General features: G+C 67.7%; 20 protein-coding genes. 9 read left to right on the top strand and 11 right to left on the bottom strand.

Annotation, left to right across the window (positions count from 1 at the left end; all coding sequences use genetic code 11):
• On the top strand, positions 1–1,214 hold a 1,214-nt coding region (locus tag Q333_RS0112540; protein ID WP_051651300.1), incomplete at its 5' end, for a calcium-binding protein.
• Positions 1,215–1,518: 304 nt separating this feature from the next.
• Here Q333_RS0112540 and Q333_RS17400 read toward each other — a convergent pair.
• The gene (locus Q333_RS17400) at positions 1,519–2,604 is read right to left on the bottom strand and encodes a tetratricopeptide repeat protein (RefSeq protein WP_084176085.1); all 1,086 of its coding nucleotides are present in this window, start codon (positions 2,602–2,604) and stop codon (positions 1,519–1,521) included.
• 904 nt (positions 2,605–3,508) lie between these two features.
• Here Q333_RS17400 and Q333_RS16630 point away from each other — a divergent pair.
• Positions 3,509–3,787, top strand: coding sequence for a hypothetical protein (locus tag Q333_RS16630; protein ID WP_157072457.1), 279 nt, complete (start codon positions 3,509–3,511; stop codon positions 3,785–3,787).
• Between the two features lie 271 nt (positions 3,788–4,058).
• On the opposite strand, the gene Q333_RS0112530 is transcribed toward Q333_RS16630, so the two are convergent.
• Genes Q333_RS0112530 through Q333_RS0112520 form a run of 3 tightly spaced genes read right to left on the bottom strand, consistent with a single transcriptional unit; the run spans position 4,059 to position 5,732 of the window.
• Positions 4,059–4,841 carry a sulfite exporter TauE/SafE family protein gene (locus tag Q333_RS0112530; RefSeq protein WP_029417406.1) on the bottom strand — a complete coding sequence of 261 codons (783 nt, stop codon included), beginning with the start codon at positions 4,839–4,841 and terminating at the stop codon, positions 4,059–4,061.
• Between the two features lie 4 nt (positions 4,842–4,845).
• Positions 4,846–5,394, bottom strand: a complete 549-nt coding sequence (locus Q333_RS0112525; protein WP_029417404.1) for a rhodanese family protein — start codon at positions 5,392–5,394, stop codon at positions 4,846–4,848.
• Positions 5,395–5,399: 5 nt separating this feature from the next.
• Positions 5,400–5,732: an ArsR/SmtB family transcription factor gene (locus tag Q333_RS0112520; RefSeq protein WP_029417402.1), complete on the bottom strand. Its 333-nt coding sequence runs from the start codon at positions 5,730–5,732 to the stop codon at positions 5,400–5,402.
• Between the two features lie 69 nt (positions 5,733–5,801).
• Between Q333_RS0112520 and Q333_RS0112515 the strand changes: the two genes are divergently transcribed.
• Entirely contained in the window at positions 5,802–6,692 is an 891-nt protein-coding gene (locus Q333_RS0112515; RefSeq protein ID WP_029417401.1) for an MBL fold metallo-hydrolase, read from the top strand.
• Here the strand turns inward: Q333_RS0112515 and Q333_RS0112510 are convergent.
• A complete protein-coding gene (locus tag Q333_RS0112510; protein WP_029417399.1) occupies positions 6,689–7,990 on the bottom strand; it encodes a dicarboxylate/amino acid:cation symporter in 1,302 nt (433 codons plus the stop codon). The genes Q333_RS0112515 and Q333_RS0112510 overlap by 4 nt on opposite strands.
• 53 nt (positions 7,991–8,043) lie before the next feature.
• Here Q333_RS0112510 and Q333_RS0112505 point away from each other — a divergent pair, with 53 nt between their 5' ends.
• Positions 8,044–9,327, top strand: coding sequence for a glycosyltransferase (locus Q333_RS0112505; RefSeq protein ID WP_029417397.1), 1,284 nt, complete (start codon positions 8,044–8,046; stop codon positions 9,325–9,327).
• Here Q333_RS0112505 and mnmH read toward each other — a convergent pair.
• From mnmH to Q333_RS0112485, 4 genes are read right to left on the bottom strand one after another with little or no spacing between them, the layout of a single operon-like run.
• Positions 9,314–10,366, bottom strand: coding sequence for a tRNA 2-selenouridine(34) synthase MnmH (gene mnmH / locus Q333_RS0112500; RefSeq protein WP_035294320.1), 1,053 nt, complete (start codon positions 10,364–10,366; stop codon positions 9,314–9,316). The two genes, Q333_RS0112505 and mnmH, sit on opposite strands and share 14 nt — an antisense overlap.
• The gene (gene selD, locus Q333_RS0112495) at positions 10,363–11,403 is read right to left on the bottom strand and encodes a selenide, water dikinase SelD (protein WP_029417393.1); all 1,041 of its coding nucleotides are present in this window, start codon (positions 11,401–11,403) and stop codon (positions 10,363–10,365) included. Before selD ends, mnmH begins: the two co-directional genes overlap by 4 nt.
• A complete protein-coding gene (locus Q333_RS0112490) occupies positions 11,400–11,816 on the bottom strand; it encodes a type II toxin-antitoxin system VapC family toxin (RefSeq protein ID WP_051651299.1) in 417 nt (138 codons plus the stop codon). Before Q333_RS0112490 ends, selD begins: the two co-directional genes overlap by 4 nt.
• The gene (locus Q333_RS0112485; RefSeq protein WP_157072456.1) at positions 11,813–12,076 is read right to left on the bottom strand and encodes a FitA-like ribbon-helix-helix domain-containing protein; all 264 of its coding nucleotides are present in this window, start codon (positions 12,074–12,076) and stop codon (positions 11,813–11,815) included. The genes Q333_RS0112490 and Q333_RS0112485 overlap by 4 nt, the downstream gene beginning before the upstream one ends.
• A gap of 82 nt (positions 12,077–12,158) precedes the next feature.
• On the opposite strand from Q333_RS0112485, the gene Q333_RS0112480 reads away from it, so the two are divergent.
• The 4 genes from Q333_RS0112480 to Q333_RS0112465 all read left to right on the top strand — a co-directional run bounded on the left by Q333_RS0112480 (position 12,159) and on the right by Q333_RS0112465 (position 14,714).
• Positions 12,159–12,824 carry a glutathione S-transferase gene (locus tag Q333_RS0112480; RefSeq protein ID WP_029417388.1) on the top strand — a complete coding sequence of 222 codons (666 nt, stop codon included), beginning with the start codon at positions 12,159–12,161 and terminating at the stop codon, positions 12,822–12,824.
• 47 nt (positions 12,825–12,871) lie between these two features.
• Positions 12,872–13,090 carry a hypothetical protein gene (locus Q333_RS17075; RefSeq protein ID WP_051651298.1) on the top strand — a complete coding sequence of 73 codons (219 nt, stop codon included), beginning with the start codon at positions 12,872–12,874 and terminating at the stop codon, positions 13,088–13,090.
• A gap of 167 nt (positions 13,091–13,257) precedes the next feature.
• The gene (greA, locus tag Q333_RS0112470) at positions 13,258–13,731 is read left to right on the top strand and encodes a transcription elongation factor GreA (RefSeq protein WP_029417385.1); all 474 of its coding nucleotides are present in this window, start codon (positions 13,258–13,260) and stop codon (positions 13,729–13,731) included.
• On the top strand, positions 13,722–14,714 hold the full coding sequence (locus Q333_RS0112465) for a mitochondrial fission ELM1 family protein (RefSeq protein WP_029417384.1): 993 nt from the start codon (positions 13,722–13,724) through the stop codon (positions 14,712–14,714). Before greA ends, Q333_RS0112465 begins: the two co-directional genes overlap by 10 nt.
• Here the strand turns inward: Q333_RS0112465 and Q333_RS16620 are convergent.
• Positions 14,711–15,016 (bottom strand): hypothetical protein, encoded by a 306-nt coding sequence (locus Q333_RS16620; protein ID WP_084176082.1) that lies wholly within the window; start codon positions 15,014–15,016, stop codon positions 14,711–14,713. The genes Q333_RS0112465 and Q333_RS16620 overlap by 4 nt on opposite strands.
• 75 nt (positions 15,017–15,091) lie before the next feature.
• Between Q333_RS16620 and trxB the strand changes: the two genes are divergently transcribed.
• A complete protein-coding gene (gene trxB, locus Q333_RS0112455; RefSeq protein ID WP_029417383.1) occupies positions 15,092–16,099 on the top strand; it encodes a thioredoxin-disulfide reductase in 1,008 nt (335 codons plus the stop codon).
• Positions 16,100–16,102: 3 nt separating this feature from the next.
• On the opposite strand, the gene Q333_RS0112450 is transcribed toward trxB, so the two are convergent.
• Positions 16,103–16,510, bottom strand: coding sequence for a response regulator (locus tag Q333_RS0112450; protein WP_029417381.1), 408 nt, complete (start codon positions 16,508–16,510; stop codon positions 16,103–16,105).
• Positions 16,511–16,518: the final 8 nt, after the last annotated feature.

The following is a 16,518-nucleotide window of genomic DNA, read 5'->3' as shown; positions in this document are numbered from 1 at the left end:
ACACCATCGGCGGCGGCGATGGCAACGACACCATCGGCGGTGACGCCGGTAATGACGACATCGACGCCAACGACGGCAACAACGTCGTCAATGGCGGCGACGGTCAGGACACGCTCATTGCGGGCACCGGCAACGATGTGATCGACGGCGGTGACGGCAACGACACGATCGACGGCGCGAGCGGCAACAACACCCTGACGGGTGGAGCCGGCAACGACACCATCACGTCTGGCTCGGGCAACGACGTGGTCTCGGGTGGTGACGGCGAAGACACCATCAACGCCGGCGCGGGGGCCAACAACCTCGCGGGCGGGGCCGGAAACGACAGTATCCTCGCCGGTATCGGTGCCGACACGATTTCTGGAGGTGACGGAAACGACACCATCTCGGCCAACGACGGTTCCAACACCGTCTCGGGCGGCAACGGTGATGACAGCATCATCGGCGGCACCGGGGCTGACACCATCACCGGCGAGGCGGGTAACGACACAATTCTCGCTGGCAACGGCGCCAACGTCTTGTCGGGCGGAGACGGAAACGACTCCATCGCTGCGGGTGACGACGCCGATCTGATCCAGGGCGGCGAAGGCAACAACACCATCATCGCGGGTGACGGCGCCGACAGCATCACGACCGGCTCGGGCAACGACTCTATCGACGCCGGCGCGGGTGCCGACGCCATTTCCTCGGGTTCCGGCAACGACACCATCAGTGGCGGCGACGGGGCTGACTCCATCTCAGGCAGTGTTGGCGATGACTCCATTCTGGGCGGCGCCGGCGACGACAACCTGTCAGGCGGCGACGGCGCAGACACCGTCGTGGGTGGCGCGGGCGGCGACACCCTCTCGGGTGGGGCCGGCAACGACCTGTTCGTCATCGGTCTAGGCGACACCGACGGGACGCTGGCGGGTGCGGACCGAGTTATCGACTTCACCGCCGGCGACCTGTTCGACATCGCCTCGGTAACCTCTGGAACCCTGGCGGCGGTCAACTATGCCGAGGGAACGCAAGCGGACTTCGCTGCTGCCCTGACGGCCGCCAACGGGGCCTTCGCGGACGCGGGCAACACCCTCACCGTCTTCGTTGTGGCGATGTCCGACGGCTCCGGGGCCTGGGTGTTCACCGCGACGGACGTAGCCGGAGTGGCCGCGACCGGAGCCTTCTTCGTTCAGGGCGGCACGTTGGCCAACCTCGACGCCACCAGCTTCGTCTAGGACAGGCGGAGACTCCAAGGGAAAGGGGCCCGGCGGCATTGCCTGGCCCCTTTTTCCTGTGTGCGTCATTGGCGGGTCCGACGGGCTATGCAGGTCCGCTAACCACCCCTAGCGGCTGTTCGTCAGGTCCGTTGCGCGGTCGCGCCCACGAGGTCTGCTTTCGGCGGCAGCTTCAGCGCCCGCTTTCGACCCCATTTGCGACGTGTGGGCAGCAGAGCAAGCGCATGGGGTCAGGGGCTTGGCAGCCACTGGGAACTTCGCTTTGTGCCACGAATGTTCGGCTCAACGCCGACTGATTGTGAGGTCAGTTGCGAAACCCAAGCCGCAATAGTCCGGCCTCAGCACGCGCACGAGTCACTGCGTGAGCGTCGGGATTGGACAGGGCCGCGCGGAAAGCTCTTATCGCATTGGGTGTTTCGCCCAGAGCTTCGTGAGCGAGACCCCGAAAGCTAGAGACGCGCGCCCGATCTTCGCCCGTGACACCCGGCAGACTTTCACGCCTGTCACAGGCCACTAACGCGCCGGCCGGATCATTCGCGTCCGTCAGATATGAACAGAGATTGTCCCAAGCCGAAGAGTTCTCAGGTTCAAGCTGGGTCGACCGGCGGAAAGCGGCGATGGACTCGCCGTACCGCCCAAGATTGTGAAGAGCATAGCCTCGATTGTTGAAGCCATTGGCACTTCGAGGATTGATCTGGATCGCTCGCTCCGCGTCTGCGAGGGCATCGTTCCAACGTTCAAGGCGAATAAAGGAAGTCGACCGGTAGACGTAGGCTTGGGCGTTCGACCCGTTCAGCGCGATGTATCGCGTGAAGGCACCAATGGCCTCGTCCCAACGCTCTTGCTCGAAAAAGATCAGACCGCGCTCGTACAAAGCCTCGTCGTAGGTCGGATCGAGAGCCACGGAGGTGTCGACCGCAGCCAAGGCCTCCGAAAAGCGATCCAGTTGTCGAAGTGACGCGGCTAGCTCTCTGTGAACCCACGCCGGTCGATTAAAGCCACGACGGAGACTCTCGCGGAAATCTGCAACTGCCTGCTCGTGTTGGCCGGCGGTCTGTCGGATAATGGCGCGGTTCCGATAGGCGTTACCGGATTTGTCTATCTCTATGCGACGCGTCGCATCAGCGTCTGCGAGAGAATAGTTTCCCATCAGGCGGTGAATATAGGCCCGAATTCCATATAGGTTGGCTGTGCCACCTCGGGCCGCGATACAGCGATTGGCCGCGTCGAGGGCCGCTGCGTTGCTCGGAGGTGCAGTCCAGAGGTCATCGCCATTGGGGTCTATATACTGACCTAGCTCGGTACAGGGGTCGGCTTGGGCAGCGGCAGGAGTCGCCATCGCCACCGCTCCGAAAATCACCATCGCGCCGAAAAGAACCCCGCTACGCATGCCCCCCCCCTCTAATGACGGGAGCGAAGATAGCAGGGCGTTCGCGATCTCCAACCTAGTTTGGGTAACAAAATCTGGCCCTGGCTTGGAAAACTGGATCGTTTAACTTGCGTAATATCCCGGTACGGCGTTTTGCCCTGCGACCCTGCGCTCCACCTACTCTGGCAGACGTGCCTTGAGCATCAGCCTGCAGGCTGATGGAAATCCGACGGAGCTCAAGTGGTCAGACTGTGAGCTGGTCTTCAGCCCCACGGGGTCCCTTCGTTGATCGGGCCGTGCTCAGGCTAAAGCGGGATCCGCATCAGGCTTTGGAGGTCGGCCGAGTTGATGTCTGCTTCCCACCCCTAGCGGCTGTTCATCAGGTCCGTTGCGCGGTCGCGCCCACGAGGTCTGCTTTCGGCGGCAGCTTCAGCGCCCGCTTCCGACCCAGGGCAGACCTTAGGCCACCAGGGGACGATAGCGGATGGATCGCTTCCTCAAACCCCACATGCCCTTGAACACGAGGCTCCAGCCCGTAAAGGTATCTTCGCGATGAGCGACCAACCTTTCCTGCTCGAAACCATGAAGCGAATAATCTTCGCTTTCCTAATCGGCCTGCTAGCAATATTAACGGTCGAGATAGTGTTTGATGTGTTTCATGAAGGCGTTGGCTTTATTGCGTTCTTCATATTATCCATATCGTCGGGTCTTATACCGTCTATATGGCGAGAGCTCAACATAACGAGATCGATTGTATTGATATTCGCGCTGGCCATTCTCTCGATGATTGGATATGTGATTATTCATTATGCGGTGATCTTGGTCTCGTTGATAAGATGATGGCCGGCGACTCTCTCGAACGAGCACGAGCTTGCGCAGCTCAACACTCGGCGACCGGTTCCCACCGGTTGCGGACACTGGTTGCTTGGCCGAAGATCGCCTCATGAAACTTGGCTTCACGTGCCCGGTCTGCGGCTTCCACGACGAGAAGCTACCGCCGCTCGAGGACGGGCAGAACAAGTGGTATCAGGAAATCTGCCCCTCTTGCGGGACGCAGTTCGGCTACGACGATGCCGTCATAAGCCATCATGCCCTGCGGCTCCGGTGGATCGCTGGCGGAGCGAAATGGTGGGCACCTGATCCTGCCCCTGACGGCTTCGACGGCCTCCACCAGCTACGAGCGGCTGGTCTCTCACCGGATTAGGTATGCTGAACTACCAGTGCTGCTTCTGCGCGACGCTTATCGAACAGCCAGACCAGAAGGGCGTCCGGTTCACCCTCGTCGGCATGGGACACGATCCAGTCGGTCAAGACTTATTCTCGCACATCACATGTCTGGACACTCGCTTTGCTCCGACACTCGCGGCAGAAACGGTCTTTGACGCACGAGCATTTGAGCGGGAGTAACGTCCGCTTTCCACCCCAAACCGACTCCCTCCGAGTCCGCTTTCCGGCACCCTGATGAACCGCCAGGCTCAAAGCGCCATCACGGCTCGAACCGCGACATAGGCCGCGACCACCAGGATCAGCCCCGCGAACAGGGTGCGGCCGAGCGCGGCGTTGGCGCCGAGGCGGCGGGCCAGCGGCAGGCCGGCGACCGTGCCGACGACGCCGCCTGCCGTCATGGCGGCGACGAGGCCGATGTCGACCCAGCCGGACAGGGCGTAGTTGCCGGCTGTCGTGGCCCCGAAGGCCGCGACGCTGAGCAGGGATGTGGCCTGGGCGGTCGCCAGGCTCATGCCCGTGGACGCCATCAGGCCCGGCACGATCAGAAAGCCGCCGCCGATGCCGAAGAAGCCGGCGGCGGATCCCACGCCCGCGCCCGCCAAGCCGACGCGTGGGGCCATGGCGAGGCTGAGCGTCGGCTCGGGCCGGACAACGGCGACGCGCGGGCGCAGCATGGACAGGCCGACGGCCGCCATCGCCAGGGCGAAGATCAGCAGCAGCTGATGCCCGTCGATCATCTTGGCCAGGGACGATCCGGCCCAGGCGCCCGCCGCGCCGGTGACGGCGAACAGGGTGGCGCAGGGCCAGCGAACCCGGCCCGCGCGCGCATGACCGGCCAGGGCCGTGAGGGCGTTCAGCGCCACGCCCGCCGCCGAGACGCCGATGGCGACGTGGGGGTCCGCCACGCCCACCACGTAGAGCAGCAGCGGCACGGCCAGCACCGACCCCCCGCCCCCGAACAGGGTCAGCAGCAGGGCGACGACGCCTCCACTGAAGGCCGCCAGCATCAGGGGCAGGAGATCGGTGGTCATGGCGTCACGCGGCCCTGGCCGGGGAGCCATAGGCGGCGCGGTTCCACGGCATGATGGCCAAGAGGCGCGCCATGCCGCAGAAGCCGGTCGCCCCGGCGAAGAACAGGCCCGCGCCCACGAAGGCCGACAGCCCCCAGAAGCCGGGGTGAACCAGAAGGCCGAGCGCCGCGCCCAGAAGGATCAGGCCGCCGGCCGTCATCTGGACCTGGCGCATCAGCTCGATGGGCCGGGAGCGGTTCGTGCGCGTGGCCAGACCGGCCGACTTCCACGCATCCAGCCCGCCTTCGAGCACAAAGGCCTCGCCCGGCGCGCGGGCCGCAAGGCGGACGCAGTTCATGCCCGTCCTGTTGCCGGTGCGGCAGGTGTAGATGACCTCGCGCCCGTCCGGCAGGGTGGCCGGGGCCTGGTCGAATGCCGACAGGGGCGTGTGGATCGCGCCGACGATGTGTTCGCGGGCGAACTCATCCGGCTCGCAGATATCGAGGAGGACCGCCTTGCCGGCCTTCAGGCGGGCGGCGACGGCGGCGGGCTTGAGAGGGGTCAGGACGCTCATGGAGTTCAGGCCTTCTGGAGAGGGATAGGGGGGCAGTAGATCTCCGCCAGGACGGCGATGACCTTCAGCACCGCCGGGTCGGCGATGCGGTAGAAGATGGTCGTGCCCTCGCGCCGGGTGGCGACGAGCGCATCCTCGCGCAGGCGGGCGAGGTGCTGGGACAGGGCCGACTGGGACAGGCCGACCAGCGGCAGGAGCTGTCCCACCGACAGTTCGGTCCCGCCGAGCTGGCACAGGATCATCAGGCGTTTTTCATTGGACAGGGCGCGCATGAGCCCGGCCGCCTCTCCGGCAGCGGCTTCGAAACGGTCCACTCCGATGGCTTGGATATCGATCATGGCGGGCAATATATGCGGACTTGCTAAATAAGCAATAGCTAATATATTGGCGTCACACGGAGCCTAGACATGACCCTCTCTCCCGATGCCCAAAGCCCCGTCGTCCAGGGATTCTTCGACCCGGCGACGCATACGATCACCTATCTGGTCAGCGATCCGGCGACCCGGCAGGCGGCGATCATCGACCCTGTGCTGGACTATGATCCGGCGGCGGCGCGCACCTCGACCCGCTCCATCGACACGGTGATGGCGGCGCTGAAGGATCAGGAGCTGACCCTGGCGATGGTGCTGGAGACCCATGCCCACGCCGACCACCTGACCGCCGCCCACCACCTGCGCGAGACGCGAGGCGCGCCCATCGGCATCGGTCGGGACATCGCCCATGTGCAGTCGACCTTCGCGCCGATGTTCCACGCCGACGACGTGACGCCGGACGGCGCGGCCTTCGACCGGCTGTACGCGGATGGCGACACGTTTACCTTGGGCGAGCTGACGGTCGAGGTGATACACACGCCGGGCCATACGCCCGCCTGCGTCAGCTACCGGATCGGGGACGCGGTGTTCGTCGGCGACACCCTGTTCATGCCCGACTACGGCACGGCGCGGACGGACTTTCCGGGCGGGGATGCGCGCACCCTCTATCGCTCCATCCAGCGGCTGCTGGGCCTGCCCGACACGACGCGGATGTTCGTGGGCCACGATTATCTGCCGCGGGGTCGCATCGACTTTCGCTTCGAGACCACGGTGGGCGAGCAGAAGGCGGCCAACGTCCACATCGGCGGCGGCGTGAGCGAGGACGCCTTCGTGGCGATGCGGCAGGCGCGCGACGCCACCCTGGGCGCGCCACAGCTGATCCTGCCGTCGCTGCAGGTGAACATCCGGGCAGGCGCCCTGCCCCCGCCGGACGCCAACGGGCGACGCAGCCTGGTGTTGCCCCTGAACGTGCTGGGCGCGGCCTAGATTCCGGCGGCGGCTTCCGGATCAGCGGCCGCGTCGCGCCCCTCGACGATCCGCGCCGCGGCCATGTCGGCGGTGACGTTGCCGATGGTGCGGAAGATGTCGGGCACGACCTCGACCGCCAGCAGCAGCGGCAGGACCTCGATCGGCACGCCCATGGCCAGGCAGATGGGGGCGATGGAGGCGAAGAAGCTGACCTGGCCCGGCAGGCCGACGGTGCCGACGCTGATGGCCAGGGCGGCGAGGCCTCCGGCCAGCATGGTCGCGAACGAGATCTCGGTTCCTGTCAGCCGGGCGACGTAGATGACCACCGCCAGGTTGGCGACGGTGGAGGTGATGCGGAACACCGCCACGGCCAAGGGCAGCACCAGACCCGCCGTGGCGGTGGAGACGCCGAGGTGGCTGACCGAGCGCTCGACCATCACCGGCAGGCAGGCCAGCGAGGACTGGGTCGAAAAGGCGACGACCTGGGCCGGCGCGGCGCCCCGGGCGAAGCGGGCCAGGCTGATCCGCCCCCAGATCACGGCGACGACATAGGTGAGCAGGATCAGGCCGATGAGGGCCAGGCAGACGAGCGCGATGTAGTGGCCGAGCACGCCCGCCGCCCCGATGCCGGCGCGCAGACCCACGCCGAAGGCCAGGGCGAAGACGCCGAAGGGGGCGACGGCCAGAACCCACTGGACGATGACGATCATGGTCTGGGCCACGCCCTCGAAAAAGACGGCGACGGGCTGGCGCAGGCGGGCCTCCAGCTGGGTGGTGGCGAATCCGAAGGCAATGGCGAACACCACGATGGCCAGGATGGCGTCGTCGGCCGCCGCGCGGATCGGATTGGCCGGGGCCAGGCTGGTCAGGAAGGCGCCGATGCCGCCCCCGCCGATGTTGGCGGCCACCTCGGCGGCGGCGCCCTCGGGCGTGCCGGCGATCAGGGCGCGGGCGGCGCCCTCGGCGATCGGCCAGATCTCGTGCAGGCCGATGGAGGCGGCGAAGGCATAGATGGTGGCCCCGATCAGCAGGACGGCGAAGACGCCGACGGCCTTGAGCGCCAGTCGCCCGGTCGCGGCCGCGTCGGCGATGGAGGCGATGCCGGTCACCAGCAGGCTGAAGACCAGGGGGATGATGGTCATGCGCAGGGCATTTAGCCACAGCTGACCCAGGGCATCGATCAGACCGACGGCGCCGGTTCCCCCGGGAATGCCGTAAGCCTGCGCCCCTGCCCCGGCCGCGAGACCGCCCGCGAGCGCGAGCAGCACCCAAAGGCTGAGCGAGGTGAACAGGGCGGCGGTGCGCGATCGGGTCATGGGCGCAACGCTAGCCTTGCCCCCGTCGCGAGAACAGGGCGATTGTCGCGTCGATGTCTCCCCGCGTCCTTCTCTGCACAGCCGGATCGCTGGGCGACCTGCATCCCTTCCTGGCCCTCGGTCTGGCGTTGCAGGCGCGGGGCGCGACGGCGGAGATCGCCACCTCCACCGAGTACCAGGCCAAGGTCGAGGCCGAAGGTCTGGGGTTTCACGAGGTCAGACCCGGCATGGCCCAGCTGGAGGCCGACCTGGGCATGGATCTGGCCCGGATCACCCGCGCGGTCGCCCGGTCTGACCGCTTCCTGTTCGAGACGATCGTCCTGCCCTATCTGGAGTCGTCGACGCATGACGTGGTCACGGCGGCGAAAGGGGCAGACGTCGTGGTGGGGGCGACCTTCGCGGCGGGCGCGGCCATGGCGGCCGAGCTGACCCAAATCCCCTACGTCTGCGTCGCGCTTCAGCCCACGGTGATCTTCTCCGCCTACGACCCGCCCTTCCTGTCGAAGACACCCTGGCTGAGCCCGGCGACGGGCGGACTGAAGCTGGGGCTGAACCGGGCGACGCTGGCCCTCGCCCGGGCCTCCACCGCCCACTGGAGCCGGTCGATCAACCTCGTACGGGCGCGGCTGGGCCTGCAGCCGACGCGGGCCAACTTCCTGTTCGACGGAGCCGCCCGCGCTGACCTGGCGCTCGGCCTTTACTCCCCCCTGCTCGGCCCCGCCCAGCCCGATGCGCCGCCGGGCTTCGTCGTCACGGGGTATGCCGCCTACGACAGCGAAGCGGGGGGACCCGCCGTGACGCCACCGGCCCTGGACGCCTTTCTGGCCCAGGGCGACCCGCCGCTGGTCTTCACCCTGGGCAGCGCGGCCGTGCACATCGCCGACGACTTCTATGCCGAGAGCCTGAAGGCCGCCCAGCTGTTGCGCCGCCGGGCGGTCCTGCTGGTGGGGCCTGAGGGCGACACGAGCGTGGCGGACGGACCCGATGTGATCGCCGTGCCCTATGCGCCGTTCTCGACGCTGTTTCCCCGCGCCGCCGCCGTCGTGCACCAGGGCGGCGTGGGCACGACCCAGCAGGCGCTGAGAGCGGGGCGACCCCAGCTGGTCGTGCCGCATCTGGGCGACCAGTTCGACAATGGCGCGCGCGTCGCTCGGCTGGGCTGCGGTCGGACCCTCCGGCGCGACCGTTACCGGGCCGGACGCCTGGCCGGGATCTTGGGCGCGATCCTTCGCGACAGGGCGATGGTCGAGACCAGTCGTCGGATCGGAGATGCGGCGATCCGGGAAGACGGCGCGGCCGTCGCGGCCGACCGGATCCTGTCGTTCATGCGCCGATAAGGGCCCGAACCGACTCCGCGGCCTGATCCAGATCGGCCGGGGTCACCGCGGACATCTCGATCCGCCCCAGGAGCGGGCGTTCGCGCCGGGCCGACTGCCGACGATAGGCGGGGTCGTAGTGCTCGGCGATGAGGGACGCGGCCAGCGTCTCGGTCTCGCCCGACCGCGCCAGAGCCTTCCAGGCGGAGATCGTGTCCCGGGAATGATGGGGCGGCAGGCGACCCAGCACGGCTTCGACCGCGTCCGGATCAGCCCCGATGTCGGCATAGGCGCGGGCCGAAAAGGCGGCGCGAGCGGTGACGGGCGCGGAGAGTTCAATGACGTTGGCCCGGCCCATGGCCCTCCAGAGCGCGGGGGGGACGGTGCGCGCGCCGATGCGGCTGGACTCGGCCTCCACCACGACCGGACGGGCCGCATCGAGGGCTTCCAGGACGGCGAACAGACCGCTCTCGAACAGGGCCTGGGTCGGCTGAGGTCGTCCCCGCCAGGCCCCGAAAAGCGAGCCGCGATGCCGGGCCAGGCCTTCGAGGTCCAGCGTCTGGACGCCCCGGTCGGCGAGGCGGGCCAGCACCTCGGTCTTGCCCGAGCCAGTGCCGCCGTCGAGCAGGATGACGGTCAGATCGTCGCCCGCGCCATAGAAAGCGGTCTGCACGCGTCGCCGCCAGGTACGATAGCCGCCGTCCAGAACCGTCACGGGCCAGCCGATCTGATCCATGACCGCCGCCATGGCCCCCGACCTCTGGCCGCCGCGCCAGCAGTGGACCAGCGGCCGGAACGAGCCGTCGCGGTCGGCGAGCGCCGCGTCCAGATGGGCGGCGATGTTGCGGGCCACTTTGGCGGCGCCAGTGCGGCGGGCGAGGAACTTGGATCGCTGGACATAGATCGTGCCGACCTCGGCGCGCTCCGCGTCGTCCAGGACCGGCAGGTTGATCGCGCCGGGGATGTGGTCGTGGGCGAACTCCGACGGGCTCCGGACATCGATGATGGCGTCGAACCGGGCGCGCGCCTGGAGCGACAGGTCGTCGGTGCGGCGGATCAAGCGACCCGGACCCCAGCGCCATCGACCACCCGGCCGACGATGGCGGCGGTGTGAAACCCGGCGGCGCGGATGCGGGCCAGCACCGCCTCGGCCGCATCCGCCGCGACGCTGACCAAAAGGCCGCCGGAGGTCTGGGGGTCAGTCAGGAGGTCCCGCCGCCAGTCGGGCAGGTCGGCGGGCAGGTCGACCGCCTCGCCATAGCTGGCCCAGTTGCGGGCCGAGGCCCCGGTGCGCACGCCCTCGCGGACGAGGGCCTCGACACCGGGCAACAGTGGCGCGGATGTCGAGTCGATCTCGACGGCGAGCCCCGACCCGCGCGCCATCTCCAGCGCATGACCGAGCAGGCCGAAGCCGGTGACATCGGTCAGGGCGTGGACGGCATCGATCTCGGCCAGGTCCGCGCCGATGCGGTTCAGTTGGGTGGTCGAGGCGATCATGGCGGCGTAGCCCTGATCGTCCAGCCGCCCTTGCTTGTAGGCCGCGCTCATGACCCCGACGCCGAGCGCCTTGGTCAGGATGAGGACGTCGCCGACCCGCGCGGCGCGATTGGTCCGGACGCGGTCGGGGTGGACGAGGCCGAGCGCCACCAGGCCATAGATCGGCTCGACGCTGTCGATGGAATGGCCGCCCGCGACGGGGACGCCCGCTTCGGCGCAGACCGAGGCCCCGCCCGCGAGAATCTGGCCGATGGTCTCGGCCGACAGGACGTTGACCGGCATGCCGACCAGCGCCAGCGCCAGGATCGGCCGCCCGCCCATTGCGTAGACATCGGAGAGGGCATTGGTGGCGGCGATCCGTCCGAAGTCGAAGGGATCATCGACCACCGGCATGAAGAAGTCCGTGGTGGCCACGAGCGCCTGCTGTTCGTTCAGCCGCCAGACCGCGGCGTCGTCAGAGGTCTCGGTCCCGACCATGAGGTCGGCGAAGGTCGCCGCCTGGGGCATGGCCGACAGGATGTCGCGCAGCACCTGAGGCGACAGCTTACAGCCGCATCCGCCGCCGTGGGCGAGCGAGGTCAGGCGAGGTTCGGCGGTCACTGGAAGTACTCAGATAGGGGGACGACCCGATCAGACAGGTTGGAGCGGTCTCGGACGAGAGCCGTGAAGGTATCGTCGGCGGTCAGGAGCCGACAGTCGCGCTCGATCGCCAGAGCCAGGAACAGGCAGTCCTGGATCGAATGACGCAAGGTCATCGCCAACTCGAAGCCGCCCCGGAGAAGTGGAGCCGTCGCGGCGTCATCGACCGGGGCCGCGTCCATCACGGCGAGATAGTGTCGGCCTTCCTCCTCAGTCGCCTGCTTCATCGCCACGGCCCGGCGAATGCCGTTCGCCGCCTCGACCCGCCAGAAGTCGGGTGCGATCAGAGGGAGCGCGAGGGCCCGCTTGGCCAGGTCCGTTCCCGGCGCACGCAGGACCCATTTCAATGCGACGGATGTGTCGACGACGATCACTGCTCGTCGCGCATTTCACGGACGACGACTTCGGACGGCGTGAAAGCCCGACCGGCCTGTTGTTCGTGGATCGCCTCGATCTGGGCGAGGAAGCGTTTGACCTTCGCCAGGCGCTCCGCTTCCAGAACCTCTTCGAGCAGAGCGCGATGCTCCGCCTCGACGCTGCGTTGGTTCACGGCCGCGCGCGCTTTCAGGGCGTCGACGGTCTCTTCTCGGACATTGCGGACGAGCAACTGAGCCATGCGCAGACGATAGCGCATGCTATCGTCCATCTCAATCCGATCTTGCCCTCCCCGGCGTCAACGCCTGTAAGGTTACGCTCCGTCGCTCGGAGGCCGCGCCATGATCATCGTCCATCACCTCAACAACTCCCGCTCCCAGCGCGTGCTTTGGCTGCTGGAGGAGATGGGCGTCGCGTACGAGGTCAAGCGCTATGAGCGCGACGCCCAGACCCAGCTGGCGCCTCCGGAACTGCGGGCCATCCATCCGCTGGGCAAGTCGCCGGTGATCCAGGACGGGGATGTGCTGGTCGCCGAGACCGGGGCGATCGTCGAATATCTGCTGGAGACGCGAGCGGGGCATGGCTTGCGGCCCCAGCCGGGGACGGCGGACGGCCGACGCTTCACCTACTGGCTGCATTACGCCGAGGGATCGGCGATGACGCCGCTGCTGCTCAAGCTGATCTTCTCATCCCTGCCGAAGCGGACGCCGGGGCTGATCCGGCCGATCGTGCGCGCGGTGTCGGGCAAGGTGCAATCCAGCTTCATCGACCCGCAGATCGCCAGCCACACGACCTATTGGGAGGCCGAGCTCGGCAAGTCGGCCTGGTTCGCCGGCGACCGGTTCAGCGCCGCCGACATCATGATGAGCTTTCCGCTGGAGGCCGCGGCCAGCCGCGTGCCCTATGGCCCGGACAAGCCCCGGCTGAAGGCGTTTCTTCAGACCATTCACGCCCGACCGGCCTATCAGCGCGCTCTGGAACGGGGCGGTCCCTACGCCTACGCCTGACCCAGCGGAGCCGTGAACCCCGTCGGTGCCGGCGCGTTCAGGGGCCCATGCGTCTTCGAATGGTTCACATCTCCGCCGCCCTGGCCGCCGCTGTCCTGCTGATGATCGCCTTCATGGCGGCGGGCGTCGCTCTCGTGTCCCTGGTCTCGGCCGTGCTGGCGGCGGCGCTCGTCGGATGGATCGCCTATCGTGTGGCGAGGAACGCCCTGCTGCGTCGTCGGACGGCGACCGCAGTGTCTCACGGACGTCAACCGGGCGTGCGATGACGGCGCCCCGAGGCGGCGTGGAAAACCCCGGTCTTGAGTTTGAGGGCCGGGCGCCCTAGCATCTTCGGCCTGTCGCGTACGCCCAGCGACCGAGTGTTCCTCCCGTACGTCTCTCTTTTCAGTCCCTTCCGGATACCCGGGCGGCATAACAAGAAAACCCACGTCACATGGAAAAAGTGCCCATGACGTCCGAGGGCTATAGCGCCCTCGACGCTCAGCTGAAGCAATTGAAGTCCGTCGAGCGCCCCAGCGTCATCGCCGCCATTTCCGAGGCGCGCGAGCACGGCGACCTGTCCGAGAACGCGGAGTATCACGCCGCCAAGGAGCGTCAGGGCTGGATCGAGGGCCAGATCGCCGAGATCGAGGACAAGATCAGCCGCGCCCAGGTCATCGACGTCTCGAAGCTGTCCGGCGACCAGGTCAAGTTCGGGGCCACCGTCACCGTGGTCGACGAGGACACCGAGGAAGAGGGCCGCTACCAGATCGTGGGCGAACACGAGGCCGACGTGAAATCGGGCAAGATCTCCATCGCCTCGCCGATCGCGCGGGCCATGATCGGCAAGGAAGTGGGCGACGTGGTCGAGGTGAACACCCCCGGCGGCGTCAAGGCCTACGAAATCCTCAAGGTCGAGTGGAAGTAGGGGCCAGCCCCCTCACCATCCGCGTCGTCACCGACGGCCGGGCGGGCATCGAGAACCAGGCGCTGGGCCTGGCCGAAGCCGTCGCTCGGTTGGCCCCCGCATCGATTGACCTGCGCCGCGTGCGGTGGCGGCCCGTGTTCGACTGGCTGCCGGCCGACCTGAAGACGCCGGCCATGCTGGACCCGGTTTCGGACGTGCCCTGCCCTGCCGATGGCGAGCCGTGGCCGGAGCTGTGGATCGCGGCGGGACGGGCCAGCCTGCCCTTGTCCTTGCGGGCCCGAAAGCACAGTGGCGGTCGCACGGTCGTGGTACAGGTGCAGGACCCGCGTCTTGATTCCTCGCGCTTCGATCTTGTCGTTGCGCCCGAACACGATGGGCTGACCGGAGCCAACGTGGTCTCCATCACCGGATCGCCGCACCGCATCACGCCCGAGCGGCTGGCCGAGGCCGCGCCCGCCTTCGCCGCCGTGATCAAGCCCCTGCCTCGGCCCCGCGTCGCCGTGCTGATCGGCGGGCGGTCCAAGGCGTTCGACCTGACCCAGGAGCACGCCGCCGATCTGGCCGACCGTATCGCGGGGGCGGTGGAGGGCGCGGGCGGATCGGTGCTGGCCACGTTTTCCCGTCGCACGCCAGTGGAGGCGCAAGCCGTCATGGCCGATCGCCTGTCGAGGCTGCCGGGGCAGGTCTGGGACGGGACAGGGCCGAACCCGCTGTTCGCCTATCTGCACTCCGCAGACCATATCCTGGTGACCGAGGACAGCGCCAACATGGCCGCCGAGGCCGCCTCGACGGGCAAGCCGGTGCATGTGCTGCCGATGGTTCGGCGAGGCTCTGCGGGCAAGTTCGCCCGGCTGCACGCCGACCTTGCCGCGCGCGGCGCCGCGCGACCGTTCGACGGACGGCTGGAGACCTGGACCTATGAACCGCTGGCCGAAACAGAGCGAGCGGCGCGGGCCGTACTGGAGGCGATGAAGCGGGGTTAGTCCCCGCCGCCACCCCCGCCACCATCGCCCCCTCCGCCGTCCGAGCCGCCATCGCTGTCGCCGTGGGCGTCCTTTCCGCTGCGCCCGCCGCCATCGCCCATGAAGAGAACGGGCGAACCGTCGCCCCCGTCCCGACCGTCTCGCTTCTTCTTCTGACCCGTGTCCAGCGACGCCCCGATCGCAAGGCCGACGGCAATGCCGACCCCGATGCCGATCGCCAGATTGCCCAGCGCCACGCCCAGTCCTGCGCCAATGGCCACGCCCAGCGCGAGGCCTACGCCGATATAGCTGCGTCCCGCCATGATCTCTGTATCTCCTGACATCCCGATGACGAACCCAGCATCGCATCCTCGGGAATCAGCGCCTAGATAGAGATCATGAGCAGCCCCCGCACCACCCGCGTCGCCATCATCGGTTCCGGTCCCGCCGGCTGGACCGCCGCCATCTATGCCGCGCGCGCCAGCCTGAACCCCATCGTCATCGCCGGCATCCAGCCCGGCGGCCAGCTGACCATCACCACCGACGTGGAGAACTATCCCGGCTTCGCCGAGACCATCCAGGGTCCCTGGCTGATGGAGCAGATGAAGGCCCAGGCGCTGCACGTCGGCACCGAGGTCATCGAGGACATCGTCGTGTCCGCCGATCTGTCCAAGCGGCCCTTTCATCTGAAGCTGGATTCGGGGGCGGAGTTGCTGGCCGAGACCGTCGTCATCTCGACGGGCGCCCAGGCCAAGTGGCTGGGGCTGGAGAGCGAGGCGAAGTATCAGGGCTTCGGCGTCTCGGCCTGCGCGACCTGCGACGGCTTCTTCTATCGCGGCAAGGAGGTCGTGGTGGTGGGCGGCGGCAACACGGCGGTCGAAGAGGCGCTGTTCCTGACCAACTTCGCGTCCAAGGTCACGGTGGTGCACCGCAAGGACGAGTTTCGGGCCGAGAAGATCCTGCAGGACCGGGTGTTCGCCAATCCCAAGATCGAGGTGGTCTGGAACCACCAGGTCGACGAGATCCTGGGCCAGACCGACGGCGTGGCGTCCAACGTCACCGGGGTGCGGCTGAAGGATGTGAAGACAGGCGCCCTGCACGAACGCTCCTGCGACGGCGTCTTCATCGCCATCGGCCATGCGCCGTCGTCGGACCTGTTCCGGGGCCAGCTGGAGACCAAGGCAGGCGGCTATCTGGTGGTCAAGCCCGGCACGACCCAGACCAGCATCGAAGGCGTCTACGCCGCCGGTGACGTCACCGACGACGTCTATCGCCAGGCGGTGACGGCGGCGGGCATGGGCTGCATGGCCGCGCTGGAGGTGTCACGGCTGCTGGCTGAGGAAGATCACGCCCGGGCGCACCACCCCATCAGCCACCGCGAGGCTGAAAAGATCGGGGTCTGGTAGGCCTCAGCCGAACAGCTGGAGCTCCGGCGGGGCGTAGTCGACGGGCACGCCCTTGCGACGACGCAGGGCGTAGTCCACGGCCTTTTGAACCGCGCGTTCATCGGTCGGCTTCGTCAGCACGCCGATGGTGCCCGCCACACCGTCGCGCACCATGCCGGGGTTCGCCGTCATGAACAGGATGGTGATGCCACTGACCTGACCCAGCTCACGGCCCAGCTCGATGCCGGTTGCCCCGTCCGAAAGGTGGATGTCGACCAGCGCCAGATCGACCTCGGTTTCGGCCGCCAGAGCGCGCGCTGACCGAGCGTCAGCCGCGGTTCCGACCACCTCATGGCCCAGGTCCTCCAGCACGAAGCGGAGTTCCATGGCCACAAGGGCCTCGTCCTCGATGATCAGGATACGCGCAGTCATGGCCTTCT

Source organism: Brevundimonas bacteroides DSM 4726 (assembly GCF_000701445.1).
Taxonomy (GTDB): domain Bacteria; phylum Pseudomonadota; class Alphaproteobacteria; order Caulobacterales; family Caulobacteraceae; genus Brevundimonas; species Brevundimonas bacteroides.
Note: the sequence above shows the minus strand (reverse complement) of the source record. Positions and strands in the feature narration are given on the sequence as shown.

Excerpts from the sequence above, each read along its gene's own strand:
- Q333_RS17400 (WP_084176085.1), bottom strand. The coding sequence starts at position 2,604 with ATGCGTAGCGGGGTTCTTTTCGGCGCGATGGTGATTTTCGGAGCGGTG.
- Q333_RS0112530 (WP_029417406.1), bottom strand. The coding sequence starts at position 4,841 with ATGACCACCGATCTCCTGCCCCTGATGCTGGCGGCCTTCAGTGGAGGC.
- Q333_RS0112525 (WP_029417404.1), bottom strand. The coding sequence starts at position 5,394 with ATGAGCGTCCTGACCCCTCTCAAGCCCGCCGCCGTCGCCGCCCGCCTG.
- Q333_RS0112520 (WP_029417402.1), bottom strand. The coding sequence starts at position 5,732 with ATGATCGATATCCAAGCCATCGGAGTGGACCGTTTCGAAGCCGCTGCC.
- Q333_RS0112515 (WP_029417401.1), top strand. The coding sequence starts at position 5,802 with ATGACCCTCTCTCCCGATGCCCAAAGCCCCGTCGTCCAGGGATTCTTC.
- Q333_RS0112510 (WP_029417399.1), bottom strand. The coding sequence starts at position 7,990 with ATGACCCGATCGCGCACCGCCGCCCTGTTCACCTCGCTCAGCCTTTGG.
- Q333_RS0112505 (WP_029417397.1), top strand. The coding sequence starts at position 8,044 with ATGTCTCCCCGCGTCCTTCTCTGCACAGCCGGATCGCTGGGCGACCTG.
- Q333_RS0112485 (WP_157072456.1), bottom strand. The coding sequence starts at position 12,076 with ATGCGCTATCGTCTGCGCATGGCTCAGTTGCTCGTCCGCAATGTCCGA.
- Q333_RS0112480 (WP_029417388.1), top strand. The coding sequence starts at position 12,159 with ATGATCATCGTCCATCACCTCAACAACTCCCGCTCCCAGCGCGTGCTT.
- Q333_RS17075 (WP_051651298.1), top strand. The coding sequence starts at position 12,872 with ATGCGTCTTCGAATGGTTCACATCTCCGCCGCCCTGGCCGCCGCTGTC.
- greA (WP_029417385.1), top strand. The coding sequence starts at position 13,258 with ATGGAAAAAGTGCCCATGACGTCCGAGGGCTATAGCGCCCTCGACGCT.
- Q333_RS16620 (WP_084176082.1), bottom strand. The coding sequence starts at position 15,016 with ATGGCGGGACGCAGCTATATCGGCGTAGGCCTCGCGCTGGGCGTGGCC.
- trxB (WP_029417383.1), top strand. The coding sequence starts at position 15,092 with ATGAGCAGCCCCCGCACCACCCGCGTCGCCATCATCGGTTCCGGTCCC.
- Q333_RS0112450 (WP_029417381.1), bottom strand. The coding sequence starts at position 16,510 with ATGACTGCGCGTATCCTGATCATCGAGGACGAGGCCCTTGTGGCCATG.